The following is a 13,303-nucleotide window of genomic DNA, read 5'->3' as shown; positions in this document are numbered from 1 at the left end:
GAATGTGGTGAGGCGACATGACAGGATTCGGCGCGGTGCCCGGCGTGGCACGATCGGACACGCTGGCCGAGCGGGTGGCGGTGTGGGCAGGCACCCGGGCCGACGACGCGGCGTTCACCGAACTCGCCTATCGCGGAACGAAATGCGTGCCGACCACCCTCACGTACGGCCAATTGCATCGTGCGGCAGGCGAAGTCGCGCACCGGCTGCGGGTTGCGACCGCACCGGGTGATCGCGTCGCGATACTGACGGCGCACGGACTCGACTACGTGGTGGCATTCCTCGGCTGCCTGTACGCGAATCGCACCGCGGTGCCGCTCTTTCCGGTCTCGGGATCACGGAACACCGACCGGCTGGACGGCGTACTCGCCGACGCGGAACCGTCCGTGAGCCTGCTGTCGGCGGCGGACACGGTCACCGAACCGGCGATTGGCCGTGCGCTCGGCGAAATACTGCGACTACCCGATGATCTCACCCAGTCCACCACCACACCTGTGATCGATCCGATCGGGTCTTTTCCGGCTTACCTTCAATACACGTCCGGGTCCACCAAGGCGCCCGCCGGTGTGGAGGTCGGGCATGATCACCTCGCGGCGGCGCTCGGGCAGCTGTGGGGCGCGATCCCGGCGATCCGGGACCGGCCGATCGTCACCTGGCTGCCGTTCTTCCACGACATGGGCCTGGTGCTGGCGCTGTCCATGCCGCTCTACTCGTGTGTGCCCGGCGTGACGATGGCGCCCATGGATTTCGTCAAACGGCCGATCCGATGGTTGCGGGCCTGCTCGGACTACCGGGCTGGCGTGACAGGCAGCCCGAATTTCGGCTTGGCCCTGGCTATTTCGGCGACCACGCCCGAGGAGCGCGCCGGACTGGACCTCTCCGGGTTGGATGTCCTGTTCAACGGTGCCGAGCCGGTGCGCGCCGAGGTGCTGACCGAATTCACCGAGACCTTCGCGCCCAGCGGATTCCGGCACCACGCGCACACACCCGGCTACGGGCTCGCGGAAGCCACGCTCACGGTGACGGTTTCCGTCCAGGATGCCGAGCCCGTCACGAAGCGCTTCGATCGCGGCGCCCTCACCGAGGGCCGGGCCGTCGCGTCCGACGACGATTCCGTTCCGGCGCTGCCGCTCGTCGGCTGTGGCGCGCCGGCGGGGCAGCACGTGGCCGTCGTCGATCCCGCCGACCGCACCGAAGTCGCGGCGGGGACCGTCGGCGAGATCTGGGTGTCGGGGCCGAACGTGTGCGGCGGCTACCACGCCAACCCGGCCGCCACGGTCGAGACGTTCGCCGCCACCCTCACCGGACGCACCGAAAGATGGTTGCGGACAGGCGATCTCGGCTTCTGGCACGACGGGCAGCTCTATGTGGCCGGGCGACTGAAGGATCTCATCGTCATCGACGGCCGCAACCACTACCCCGCCGACATCGAATCCACGGTCGCCTCCGCCGCCCCCGAGATCCGGCCCGGCCACATCACCGCGTTCGGCACCGACGACGGGCAGCGCGAAGACCTGGTCGTCATCGCCGAACTCGCCACCGACACGGCCGAATCCGCCGTGCTCACCGATATCGCCCGCCGCATCCGCGGCGCCGTCGCCACCGCCCACGAAGTCATGCCCGGCTCCGTCGTCCTGGTCGAACCCGGACGCATCCCCAAAACCTCCAGCGGGAAACTCCGCCGCACCGAATGCCGCAGGCTCTACAACAGCGGCACGCTGCCGCGACTGCTCGCCGTGGGGAAGGTGCCACCCGCCGGGTGAGGTGCGCGCGCAAGCCGATCACGTCGAGTCCGCCGGGAGTACTCCGCGCACCGCCGCACCCGCCCGACCGCGCCGAGTCCACTCCGCGCTTCGATGTTGCGAGTGCGGGCTGGGCGCGACCTGGGCCGAGGAGACGATTGACCCCGGGCGCACGCACCGAGCGGTCTACGCGACCCGCCCGTGGGGCTGTCCACCGGGATACTCTCGCGCCGCGCGGTAACCCTGCCGCGCGATCCCGACCGCGCACAGGCAGGTTCGACAATCGGCTCGCACGAGCGACCGTGCGGTGCGACGCCGCGCGCGAAGCGGTCGGTACCGGCGTAGCCCCGGCCGGGCGGGTCGTTCGTCGATCGCGGCCCGTCCGTCCGATGATGGGGGGATGGTCAGACGATCGGCCGCGCCATGACGTTCTCGATGCTCGCGCTGGCGGTGGTGCTCGGGTTGTGCGGGCCGCTGCTCGCGCTGCGGCGGAGCTGGCATGTGCCGGTAATCCTCGGGGAGTTGGCGGCGGGAGCGGTGTTCGGGGCGACGGGTTTCGGGGTGCTGGACGCGAGCGATCCGGTCTTCACGTTTCTCGCGGATCTGGGGTTCGCGCTGGTGATGTTCGTGGCGGGCACGCATGTGCCGGTGCGCGATCCGCTGGTGCGCACGGCGCTGGGCGTGGGGGCGCTGCGGGCGGTGGTGGTCGGAATTCTCGCGGGCGCACTGGGTTTCGGAATCGCGGCGTGGTTCGAGACCGGGCACGGGGCGATCTACGCGGTGCTGATCGCATCCTCGTCGGCGGCGCTGGTGCTGCCGATCATCGACTCGGCCGGCTTGACAGGGAAACCGGTGCTGGCGCTGACGGCGCAGGTCGCGATCGCCGACACCGCCGCCGTGGTGGCGCTGCCCTTGGTGATCGATCCCGGCAACGCGGGACGGGCGGCGCTCGGCGCTATCGCGGTGGCGGCGTGCGCGGTGGGGCTGTTCCTGGCGCTGCGCGCGGTGGAACGGTCGGGTGTGCGCAAGCGGGTGCACCGGATCTCGGAGGACCGGCTGTTCGCGTTCGAACTCCGCGTCAGCCTGGCGCTGCTGTTCGCGCTGTGCGCGGTCGCCACCCAGACGCACGTGTCGATCATGTTGGCGGGCTTCGCCGCCGGGCTCGCGGTGGCGGCGGTCGGGGAGCCGCGCCGGGTCGCGCGCCAGCTCTTCGCCATCAGCGACGGCTTCCTCGCCCCGCTGTTCTTCGTCTGGCTCGGCGCCCGCCTGAACCTGCGCGAATTCGGCGAGCACCCCCGCCTGATCCTGCTGGGCGTCGCCCTCGGCGCGGCAGCGATCCTCGCCCACATCGCCCTGCGCCTGCTCGGCCAACCCGTCGGCTACGCCGCCCTCGCGGCGGCCCAGATCGGCGTCCCCGTCGCCGCCGTCACCGTGGGCGCCCAACTCCACGTCCTGCTCCCCGGCGAATCCTCGGCCCTCATGCTCGGCGCCCTCATCACGGTAGCCGCCTCCGCCCTGGCGGCCTCCCACCTCGCCCGCACCGCGGACCCTAGCCAAGGAGCCCTTCAGTAGCTGATTCCGGGCGTGGTGGCACGCCACGGATGCAGACTTCCATACCGTCCACCTGGCTACTGCGCCAAGACACCATAGCCTCGATCTATTGCGGCCCCACACGCAATGCTGTAGCTTGCTACCTGCGGACATTATATTTTAGGGGAACTGTCGTAAACAGTGCGGTCAGCGCGCACAAGGGGGTGTCATATGCATTCGAATCCGCGATGCAATAGAATCCATCGTCAGTGATCTGACATACTGCGCCATGAACTATAAGGAAGGTAGTTCCATCACCATGCCTTTCGGCAACGATCGCCAGATCATCGGTTCCTTCCAAGGTGGCAGCGCCAATCCCACCGAGGCATTTTACACGCTGCCACCGAAATCCTCATACATTGATGTCGAGTTAGGCACGGACAACTTGCCTGACGCCATCAAAGCGAGTCGCAATTGGCAGGCACAGTTCAGCGCCCATGAATACTCTGACTCGATAATGAGTGCATACATATTCGCCTTGCACGAACGCGCGATACGAACCTTCGAGTCAGGCGGCGAAACGCAGCATCGCGTGCCAACCATTTACCAGATAGCGCCAGCGCTTCTCAGGACGCGCCACACAGATGAGTATCGAGAGATCCAAGCTCGAATGCTGGGACCTTTCAACTACGTAGCACACGGACCTGGGCTGGACGAAGAAGATCAACCAACCGTGACGGTTTCCGCAAATGGGAGACGGATCACAGCAATAAGCATAGATCCGCAGTGGGCACAGGCCAGAGATTCGTTTACAATATGCCACGACATCGTCGAGTGTGCAAACCAGATTCGCGCAATGAAACCGGTCCTGAGGACCGATCCATACCTCGACCGAGAGCCTGAAGCGGAAGTCTACAAGAGGCTTGCCGAACATATTCACAGATTGGTGGATAGCGAGACCCCATGACCGATAACCTGTCAGTCGAACTGGAGCTCCTAGATAGAGCCTCCACAGCATGGTCGCAGACGGTGTATCAAGCGTTATACAAGGCCGCTGGTCAGATCGATCCACTTAAACTCTCCCAAGAGCAGTTCGGGATTTACCAGATACCCTGGGAAGAATACATACAGACTGCTTCTTATTTACAGGAACGCCTTCGGGAAGGTGGCGCAGAATCATCGGAGATGGCGTCCGGATTGCGCATTGTTGCGGCAACTTATCGCGGGCAAGACGAACAAAATGAAGATGACCTGAAGCGCCTGGAAGTGGACTTCAACATATGACAGATTCGCTGCAAGTCGAGGATTTGAATAGATCCATCGGCGACTTCGAAAAGGCGCAGAAGGAATGGGAAGAACTACCCGACAAATTGAACGATGAGATGGATTCTCTCCGGCTGAAGAGTCCGGTGCTATATCTCAAAGCTACGTCCAAAAGGGATGACATACAGGAGACATTCAAGGAGATCATCAACAAGTTCAAAGAGATATCTCAAGGCATCGCCGCACCATATTTATTTGTCAGATACGCAGCAGACTGGCAAGCCGTTGCCGCCACTGTTCGGGGAGCACACGCCACTCTGGAGGACCCCAATGTCAGCATGGAAGGCCACTGGTCAGGCTTGGCCAAAGAACGGTACAGCACTTCCGTCGCCGCTCAAATGAAGGCAATGTCAACAACGGTCGAGCTGTGCAACAACGTTCACGATGAATTGATATCACTTGCCAGGGCAGGTCATCTCTTGTATACCGAGATTGTCAAGGCGATTGCTGGATTCTACGCAAGTATTACGGAGGTTATCGTCGACGTCTCGACGGTATTCGGTGTGCTGGAGGCGCTGGGGGCAATCGGTTCCCTGGCAGCCAATACCATAAATTCGATGACGAGCATATTCACAACGTACGTAGGAAACTTGCAAGAGCAAGGCATATCAGCAAACAAGCTAAAAAATCTGAGAAACAATCCGTTCGGCATGCCGAACAATAGGTGGCCCCAGGCCCTGGGCAAGGATTTCAACGACCCCAAACTGTGGGAACTGGCAACCTCGTGACCCCGCTATGGAACTGTGACGACGACTGAAAGAGGGTACTACTATGGCGGCTGGTCTGTAACTGTGCGGCGATTGTATCATTCACTAATTCCATCGTCCCCGCGATCATGTTCTCCTGAATTGAGGCGCCGCCATTGCCGCGGTCTAATCGCTGTCGTTGCATCCATAAGCAGCGCAACAATCGTTGGCTGCGGTGATACTACAACGACATCGACCCCATCCGCCGCTGTATCCGTGACGTCCGCCGCTGCTTCGAGCGTTCTCTTGAAGACGTCACCTTGTCTGCCGGCGCGGGTTATCGAGGAGCCCGAGCTCGCTGCCGTATCCACTGAACTCGAACTCCCCGCCGGGGCCGAGCTTTTCGATTTACGCTTCAGCGTGGGTCCGGACAAAAGTGGGATGAAAATCGTGCTCGCTGACCTTTGTGTTCCAGACGCTAATACAGTAGATGACCTCCGTTCGGCCGCGTCCTTTGTTGCGCGTTCGGTAAAAGACAGTCAGGTAGGGAAGCACGTCGGGACAATCTATGTGACCGGACTCGGCAGTCCAGAGATAAAATACAGATCCTATCTGGTCGACGAGAATTTCCAAGTCAACCCGTGGGACAATTCGGTGTCCCAGAGTGACGGGCTACTCCTTTGGGAAATTTATGAACAACCCTGATTTCAACAGATATTGTGCATGACACCCCGTGCTCGCGTCTTCACGAATGGCCAGCAACACACTCCAACCGACGGTTGACTTTGGATGATGACCGGCTCATAGATTGTTCTGCAGGCGCAGAATATCAACCCTCGCAACTGCCCGAACAATGACAGCGGCGTGCTCGGAAGCGGGTGCGGCGCCGGGTACATTTATTCGCCTGATTCAGAACGGTGGAAGCCGGAGTGAGATCGAGCGCATCTCTCGCCTTATTCGTGTTGGACTCGCCCCGATCCGTTCAGGCGTGCGTCCGCGTCGAGGGGAGGAACGGCCGCAGCAGGTTCTCCTCGGTGGACGGCCCGATCTGCCATTCGGCGATCCACGGCCCGGTGCCCTCGCTGGGGTCGAAGACGCCGTCCTCCAGCCAGGTGTAGCGCCCGTCGAGAACGTTGCGGGTGACGGTGCGGTCCTCGTCGTCGGTGTTCTCCCACAGCGCGTCGAACAACTGCCGCACCCGGATGCGGGACTGCCGGCAGAACGTGTCCGCCAGCTCGGCCGCCGCGTGCCCTTCCGGCGCACCGGCTTCCAGCAGCGCCTTCGCGCGCACGCAGGAGGCCGACATGGCGAACAGCTCCGCGCCGATGTCGACGATGCGGCCCAGGAAGTTCTGCCGGTACTCCAACCCGGCCTGCCACCGCGCCATGCCGTACATGAGCGAGCGGGCCTGCTTGCGCGACGTGCGCTCGACGAACCGCAGATGCCGTGCCAGCGTGCCGAATTCGCTGTAGGAGCCGGTCACCGTGCCCGCCCCGACGGCCAGTTGCGGGAACCACTTGGCGTAGAAACCCGTCGCGCCCACGGCGGCCTTGGCCTTGTCCTTCAACTCCGCCTTGCGGTCCACCAGTGCACCCGCCGCCGCCATGTGCGCGTCGGCCATCTCGCGCGCGATCAGCAGCCGCATGATCTCGCTCGACCCCTCGAAGATGCGGTTGATCCGCAGATCGCGCAGCAGTTGTTCGGCGGCGACCGCGCGTTCCCCGCGCGCCGCGAGCGAGGCGGCGGTCTCGTAGCCGCGCCCACCGCGGATCTGCACCAGCTCGTCGGCGATCTCGCAGCTCATCTCGCTGGCCCACAGTTTGGCCAGCGCGGCCTCGATGCGGATGTCGTTGCGGTCCTCGTCGCACATGGCCGCCGAGAGATCCAGCGCCGCTTCCAGCGCGTAGGTGGTGGCGGCGATGAAGGAGATCTTCTCGCCCACCGCGGCGTGCTCGCCGACCGGCCTGCCCCACTGCACGCGCGCCGCGCACCATTCCCTGGCGATCTTCAGCGACCATTTCGCGGCCGCCGTGCACATCGCCGGGATCGCGAGGCGCCCCGCGTTCAGCGTGGTCAGCGCGATCTTGAGGCCGTCGCCTTCGCGGCCGATGAGGTTGCGTTTGGGCACCCGCACGTCGTGCAGCCGGGTCACGCCGTTCTCGATGCCGCGCAGTCCCATGAACGCGTTGCGCCGCTCCACGGTGATGCCCGGCGAATCGGCCTCCACCACGAACGCGGAGATGCCGCCCCGATGGCCCTCGCTCTTGGGCACCCGCGCCATCACGACCAGCAGTTCGGCCACCACGCCGTTGGTCGTCCACAGTTTCACGCCGTTGAGCAGGTACGCCTCGCCGTCCTCGGTCGGGGTGGCGGTGCTGGCCATCCGCGCCGGATCGGAACCGACATCGGGTTCGGTGAGCAGGAACGCGCTCACCGCGCCCGCCGCGCAGCGCGGCAGGAACTCCGCCTTCTGTTCGGCGGTGCCCGCCAGCTTCAACGGTTCGGGCACGCCGATGGACTGGTGCGCCGAGAGCAGCACGCCCAAGCTGGGGTGCGCCGAACCGACGAGCATCAGCGCGCGGTTGTAGCCGAACTGGGAGAGTCCCTGCCCCCCATGGGATTCGGGGATCTTCAAGCCGAAGCAGCCGAGTTCGGCCAGGCCCTTGACGTACTCGTCGGGAATGCGCCCCTGCTCCTCGATCACGCCGCCGTCGATGCTCTCGCAGAACGGGCGCAGCCTGGCGAGGAAGGCCTCGGTGCGCGCGGCGTCCTCGGGTCCGGGCGTCGGATAGGGGTGGATGAGGTCGAGCCGGAAGCGTCCGAGGAACATCTCTTTGGCGAACGACGGCTTGGCCCAGGTGGTTTCGCGGGACTCCTCGACCAGTGCCCTGGACTGTTCTTCGGTGGCGTCGACTTTCGCTGTGGTCGCCATAGCAGGTCCTCCTCGGAGGTGATCGGCATCACATTCGAGTGTAGGAAAGATGGTTACCCGCCGGTAGGAGTTCGGCTGAGGGATTTCTATCGATTTCTAATGATCTTGATAGACAGGAGAATATCGAGCAATCACACGCTGCGCAGATAGCGCCCGAAATGCGGGACCGTGAACCCGATGGTGCCGCGCTCGGCCGAATAGATCAGCCCCTTCTTGATCAACCCGTCGCGCGCGGGCGAGAGCGAGGCGGGCTTACGCCCGAGCTCAGCCGCCACGGCGGCGGTGGCGACCGGGCCGTCATCGCCCGCGAGGTCGGCCATGGCGCGCATATACTCCCGCTCGGCGGGAGTTGCCCGCTCGTAACGAGATCCGAAGAATCCCACCGCCAGCTCCTCCTCGGCGGTGGGTGAGGCCACCTCGACGTCTTCGGCGGAGATCGGTGTTTCCGGCGCCTGATCCCACGCGGCTTTCCCGTAGGCCTGCACGAAATAGGGGTAACCGTCTGCCTTCTGGTAGAGCACGTCGAGCGCGTCTTCGGTGAATTTCACTCCTTCGCGCTCGGCGGGCGCGATCAGCGCCTGATCGGCCGACTCCCGATCCAGCCGGTCGATGCGGTGATAGCTGAAAAGGCGCTCCGAATAGCTCTTCGAGGCCGAGAGCACCGCGGGCAGGTGCGGCAGGCCCGCGCCGACCACGATCAGCGGCGCGGCGTCCTGGCTCAGCTCGTGGCACGCCCCGCAGATGGCCGAGACGTCGGCGGGCCCCAGATCCTGCATCTCATCGATGAAGATCGCCATGCCCACTCCGATGTCGCCGGCCAGGGCGGCCGCCTCCTTCAGCAACTCCACCAGGTCGATCTCGATATCGCCGGAATCGGCGCGGCCCGAGACCGCGGGCACGTCGATGCCCGGTTGCCAGCGCTCGCGCATGCCCTTGTCGGCGGTCGCGCGCAACGCGAAAGCCTTGAGGATGCCGAGGAAGTCGTCCACGCGCTCGGGATTGCGGTGCGCCATCGCGATCGCGCGGGTGGCCATGTGCAGCGCGGAGGACAGCGGGCGGCGCAGATCCTGGTCGGGGCGCGCCTCGATCTTGCCGGTCCCCCAGCCGCGCGAGACCGCCGCCGAGCGAAGTTGGTTGAGCAGCACGGTCTTTCCGACGCCGCGCAGGCCCGTCAGCATCACGCTGCGCTCCGGCCTGCCCCGCGCGATCCGCTCCAGCACGATGTCGAAGGCGGTGAGTTGTTTGTCGCGCCCGGCGAGTTCGGGCGGGCGCTGGCCCGCTCCGGGTGCATACGGGTTGCGCACGGGGTCCATGCCCCGAAACCGTAGCGCGTTCCGGTAGAAGAATCTTGCTTTGTCTAGACGATGTCGTAGACATGTGTAGTCGGGCCTTGTCTTCCGGAGGGAAATCTCTACGCTGAGGGCGTCCGGGGGCGGCGGAGCGGAGGGTCATGTCGGAGGAGTTCATGGAACCGGAGGAGCCGGACGTGCCCGGCGGTGTCGCCGAAGTCGTCGAGTCCTGGACCGTTCCGGAGCGGGCCGTGCAGGCCAAGCTGATCCGGGCCAATATCCTCGCCGCCATCGAACAGGGCTTCGACGATCCCCAGCTGGTGGCCGACCTCGCGGTGGGCCCGCTGGTGATGGCGCTCGGCAAGCTCGAGGTGGGGCTGGCCGACGCGAACCGCCGCATCGCCGAGCTCGAGCGGGCGCTGCGCGAGCGATCTTGACGTGCCCGGTTCGTGACGCGCCCGCGGCGCCGAGACCCGGCCGTGACACTCGCGTGTCGCCGGTATTCGCCCTGCTTGTCCAGTGAGTTTTCACAAGCCCCCGAAATCCCTGGTCTGTGCGCTGGACAACACCGCTCCGGCGTCGTAATCTTCTCGTGACTTCGTGGAGGATGTCGTTTCGGCGGAGAAGCGGCGCCATGGAGTCACCGCCTAAACGGCTGTCGGGGCCAACGGATCTCGGCTGTCGTGCCGGGGACCCACAGGTTCGTCTGGGGTGAATCCGCGAAGGCCCCGTGTCTTCGTGGTAGGGCCGATCTTCCCGGCCCGAACCCGTCAGCTAACCCGGTCGGCGGGAGAGCAGGAAGATCGGAGACTCAGCTCGGTGGGTAAACACAGCTTGCAGCGGGAATCGCGACTGCCGAATTCCGTGAAGGGTGCACTCGTCATGGGTGCGGTGGCCGCGACGACGGGCGCGATGCCCGCGGTACCCGCGATGGCCGCCACGCTCAGCATCCCCGGTGTCGGTGATTTCGACGTCCCCGTGCCGCAGGAGTTCGAGCAGCCCGTGCAGCAGCTCAACGAACAGCTTCAGCAGGCGCTGAACTCGCCGCAGGCTCCGCTGGCCGCGCCGCAGCTGCCCAGCATCCAGTTCGAGAACCCGATGGTGCAGCAGGGTCCGGCCGAGATCGCCCTGGACGCCGCCAAGACCAAGGTCGGCGCCATGTACTCCTGGGGCGCCGCGGGCCCGTCGAGCTTCGACTGCTCCGGTCTCGTGAAGTGGGCCTACAAGCAGGCCGGAATCGAGCTGCCCCGCACCAGCTTCGAGCAGTCCCACGTCGGCGCCCCCGTCGCGTTCAGTGACCTGCGGCCCGGCGATATCGTCGTCACCAACGGCGGCGGCCACGTCGGCCTGTACGCCGGCGACGGCAAGCTGCTCAACGCGGTCCAGTCGGGTCAGCCGGTGTCCTACACCCCGCTGCGCCCCGACATGGTGGTGACCGCCCGCCGCATCGCGGCCTAATCTGGACGGGTGCCACCCGCAGGTTCCGCCACCCCCGGCCAAGCCAGGGTCGATTCCTGGACTTGGTCGGTTCGGCTGTTCAAGACCCGCTCCGCCGCCGCGGAAGCGTGTCGCGGTGGCCACGTCCGCGTCAACGGCAGTACCGCCAAACCCGCGCAGCCGGTCCGTCCCGGCGACGAGATCCGCATCCGGGTGGGCGGTGTCGAGCGCATCGTGATCGTCGAGCGTATCGTCACCAAACGCGTCGGCGCCCCCATCGCCGCCCAATGCCTCATCGACCGCAGCCCGCAGCCGCCCCCGCGCGAACTCCTGGCCGCCATGCCCCGCCGAGACCGAGGCAGCGGACGGCCCACGAAACGTGAACGGCGCGAAACGGATCGACTGCTGGGGCGCACTGTCGACTGATCGCGTGACCCGGCTCGCGGCTGGTGACGCCTCCTCCGCCTACCGCACCGCCTGGTGGAACAGTCCGCCTGCGGCCGCGTTCGACCGACCTACACCTGAGGCACCGGATCGCCGTTCGAAGATATACATCAGTATTTGATTTCTCATATACAGGTATAGATACTCGCAGCGCCCCAACGAGGCGCATTGGTTGCCGAATCTAGCGGCGTCTAGCAGCTTTTACAGAATCGACGATACTCAGCCATCCACACCCGGTCAGTGAAATATTAGTATGTGTATGAAATTTACTAGATATAAGTAGACATACCCAGACCTCGGGGCGACCCCCCCACCGGCACCTCGCCGGACTCGGTTGGACAACATGTGGATAACGCCCGGTATGGGCCGCTAACGGCGCGGAAATGGATATCGACACGCGGAGACAAGTACTCCGCACCCGGTGTCCCCGCCAGGAGGGCTCATGTCGACGACGATCGCCCGCCGCGCCGCCGATTTCGACGGCCATCGCGTCACCGTGTCGGCCGACGACGGCGTCCCGATCTCGGTCCGCACCTTCGGCGCCGACGACGCACCACTGACCGTCGTGTTCGTGCACGGACACTGCCTACGCGTCGAATCGTGGTCGGACCTGCGCGACCAGCTGCTGCGGCAGTGGGGACACGACACCAGGATGGTGTTCTACGACCACCGCGGCCACGGCGAATCCGGCGCGGCCGACCCGGCCACCTACACCATCGACCAGCTCGGCCGCGATCTCGACACCGTGCTGCGCACCATGGCGCCCGCCGGGCCGGTCGTGCTCGTGGGGCACTCCATGGGCGCGATGGTGCTACTGGCCTACGCCCGTATGTTCCCCGAGTCCATCGGCGCCCGCGTGGTGGGCCTCGGCCTGATCGCGGGCGCGGCCAACGGCCTCACCGACGTGGGCCTGGGCCGGTTCCTGCACCGGTACGCGGTGAACTCGCTGCGGGTCGCGGTGTTGCGCGCGCCGCGGGTGATGCAGGCGTCGAAGCGGTTCTCGCGCCGCCTCTTCGAACCGATCCTGCGCGAGGCGATGTTCGGGGAGCGCAAGATCAACCCGCGCGTGGTCGCGCTGGCCACCGCCATGCTGAACGAGACACCGCTGCCGACCATGGCGGGCTTCCTCGGCTCGCTCATCACCTTCGACGAGACGGCCTCGCTGCACCGCCTCGGCGGCATCCCGGCGCTGGTGCTCGCCGGGTCGGCCGACATCGTGGTGCCGTTCGCGCATTCGGTGGTGCTGGCCTCGCAACTCACCGGTTCGGAGCTGGTGCGGGTGGAGGGCGCGGGTCACAGCGTCATCCTGGAACGGGCGGAGGAGGTGGCGTCCTCGATCGTCGCGCTGGTGAATCGCGCCGTAGCCGCCATGACCGACACCGGGCCCGACTACGCCGCCGCTGGCTGATCGCGCAATCGCAGGGCAAACCTGAGAATCCGCTCGCCGACGAGCCGAAACCCATAACTTTCTGTACTGTGTTGTAGATCACGTTGTGTGGTGGGTCACACGACTCGGTGGCTTGCGGTCCCGGACGGATTCCGGTGCCGCGATCCGCGTAGCCGGGGTCGCAGAGTCCACCGAGGAACCCAGGAGGTCACGATGACACGCAGCGATATCGAGCAGCTCCGCTACGCGGTCAACCAGCTCCGGCAGTCCATCGGCGCACTGCGGTCCCACTACGGCGACGCGGGCGTGGTGCGCCGCCTGGAGAACGATCTGGAACGGCTCCTGATCGACACCGAGGAGTTCGAGAGCGCACCGCCACCCGAAGTGGTGCGCGGCAGGCAGGACAAGATCTACGTCCCGGACAGTAAATCCGACGAAGCCGCGTGGATGGGGGCCCAGGACGAAGGCCTGGGGTTCCACTCCCGCCCGCGCACCAAGTAGACCCGCCCCGGCGCGGTGCTCGTCCGTCGCAG

13 protein-coding genes and 1 riboswitch are annotated in these 13,303 nt (G+C 65.5%); of the genes, 11 read left to right on the top strand and 2 right to left on the bottom strand.

Features of this window, described 5'->3' with window-relative positions:
• Positions 1-17 precede the first annotated feature (17 nt).
• The 6 genes from OHB21_RS08260 to OHB21_RS08235 all read left to right on the top strand — a co-directional run bounded on the left by OHB21_RS08260 (position 18) and on the right by OHB21_RS08235 (position 5,986).
• Entirely contained in the window at positions 18-1,763 is a 1,746-nt protein-coding gene (locus OHB21_RS08260) for a fatty acyl-AMP ligase (protein ID WP_195125030.1), read from the top strand.
• Between the two features lie 402 nt (positions 1,764-2,165).
• Positions 2,166-3,314 carry a cation:proton antiporter gene (locus OHB21_RS08255; RefSeq protein WP_195142221.1) on the top strand — a complete coding sequence of 383 codons (1,149 nt, stop codon included), beginning with the start codon at positions 2,166-2,168 and terminating at the stop codon, positions 3,312-3,314.
• Positions 3,315-3,561: 247 nt separating this feature from the next.
• Positions 3,562-4,239 carry a hypothetical protein gene (locus tag OHB21_RS08250; protein WP_195125028.1) on the top strand — a complete coding sequence of 226 codons (678 nt, stop codon included), beginning with the start codon at positions 3,562-3,564 and terminating at the stop codon, positions 4,237-4,239.
• Positions 4,236-4,556, top strand: coding sequence for a type VII secretion target (locus tag OHB21_RS08245; protein ID WP_195125027.1), 321 nt, complete (start codon positions 4,236-4,238; stop codon positions 4,554-4,556). Before OHB21_RS08250 ends, OHB21_RS08245 begins: the two co-directional genes overlap by 4 nt.
• On the top strand, positions 4,553-5,323 hold the full coding sequence (locus tag OHB21_RS08240) for a hypothetical protein (protein WP_195125026.1): 771 nt from the start codon (positions 4,553-4,555) through the stop codon (positions 5,321-5,323). The genes OHB21_RS08245 and OHB21_RS08240 overlap by 4 nt, the downstream gene beginning before the upstream one ends.
• 234 nt (positions 5,324-5,557) lie before the next feature.
• On the top strand, positions 5,558-5,986 hold the full coding sequence (locus OHB21_RS08235; protein WP_195125025.1) for a hypothetical protein: 429 nt from the start codon (positions 5,558-5,560) through the stop codon (positions 5,984-5,986).
• 277 nt (positions 5,987-6,263) lie between these two features.
• Here the strand turns inward: OHB21_RS08235 and OHB21_RS08230 are convergent, their stop codons facing one another.
• Both OHB21_RS08230 and OHB21_RS08225 read right to left on the bottom strand, forming a co-directional pair.
• Positions 6,264-8,213, bottom strand: coding sequence for an acyl-CoA dehydrogenase family protein (locus OHB21_RS08230; protein WP_195125024.1), 1,950 nt, complete (start codon positions 8,211-8,213; stop codon positions 6,264-6,266).
• A gap of 131 nt (positions 8,214-8,344) precedes the next feature.
• Positions 8,345-9,526, bottom strand: a complete 1,182-nt coding sequence (locus OHB21_RS08225) for an ATP-binding protein (RefSeq protein ID WP_067503003.1) — start codon at positions 9,524-9,526, stop codon at positions 8,345-8,347.
• Between the two features lie 137 nt (positions 9,527-9,663).
• On the opposite strand from OHB21_RS08225, the gene OHB21_RS08220 reads away from it, so the two are divergent.
• From OHB21_RS08220 to OHB21_RS08200, 5 genes are all read left to right on the top strand, one after another.
• The gene (locus OHB21_RS08220; RefSeq protein WP_067503002.1) at positions 9,664-9,939 is read left to right on the top strand and encodes a hypothetical protein; all 276 of its coding nucleotides are present in this window, start codon (positions 9,664-9,666) and stop codon (positions 9,937-9,939) included.
• A 197-nt stretch (positions 9,940-10,136) separates the two neighbouring features.
• A riboswitch (cyclic di-AMP (ydaO/yuaA leader) is annotated at positions 10,137-10,306 on the top strand.
• A gap of 78 nt (positions 10,307-10,384) precedes the next feature.
• On the top strand, positions 10,385-10,960 hold the full coding sequence (locus OHB21_RS08215) for a C40 family peptidase (RefSeq protein ID WP_195125197.1): 576 nt from the start codon (positions 10,385-10,387) through the stop codon (positions 10,958-10,960).
• Positions 10,961-10,969: 9 nt separating this feature from the next.
• The gene (locus OHB21_RS08210) at positions 10,970-11,365 is read left to right on the top strand and encodes an RNA-binding S4 domain-containing protein (protein ID WP_067503000.1); all 396 of its coding nucleotides are present in this window, start codon (positions 10,970-10,972) and stop codon (positions 11,363-11,365) included.
• 460 nt (positions 11,366-11,825) lie between these two features.
• Positions 11,826-12,791: an alpha/beta fold hydrolase gene (locus OHB21_RS08205; RefSeq protein WP_195125023.1), complete on the top strand. Its 966-nt coding sequence runs from the start codon at positions 11,826-11,828 to the stop codon at positions 12,789-12,791.
• A 192-nt stretch (positions 12,792-12,983) separates the two neighbouring features.
• Entirely contained in the window at positions 12,984-13,271 is a 288-nt protein-coding gene (locus tag OHB21_RS08200) for a hypothetical protein (RefSeq protein ID WP_067502995.1), read from the top strand.
• Positions 13,272-13,303 lie beyond the last annotated feature (32 nt).

Origin of the sequence: Nocardia puris (assembly GCF_036051655.1) — a bacterium.
Lineage (GTDB): Bacteria > Actinomycetota > Actinomycetes > Mycobacteriales > Mycobacteriaceae > Nocardia > Nocardia puris.
The sequence above is the reverse complement of the archived record's forward strand: the minus strand, read 5'-3'. Positions and strand labels throughout refer to the sequence as shown.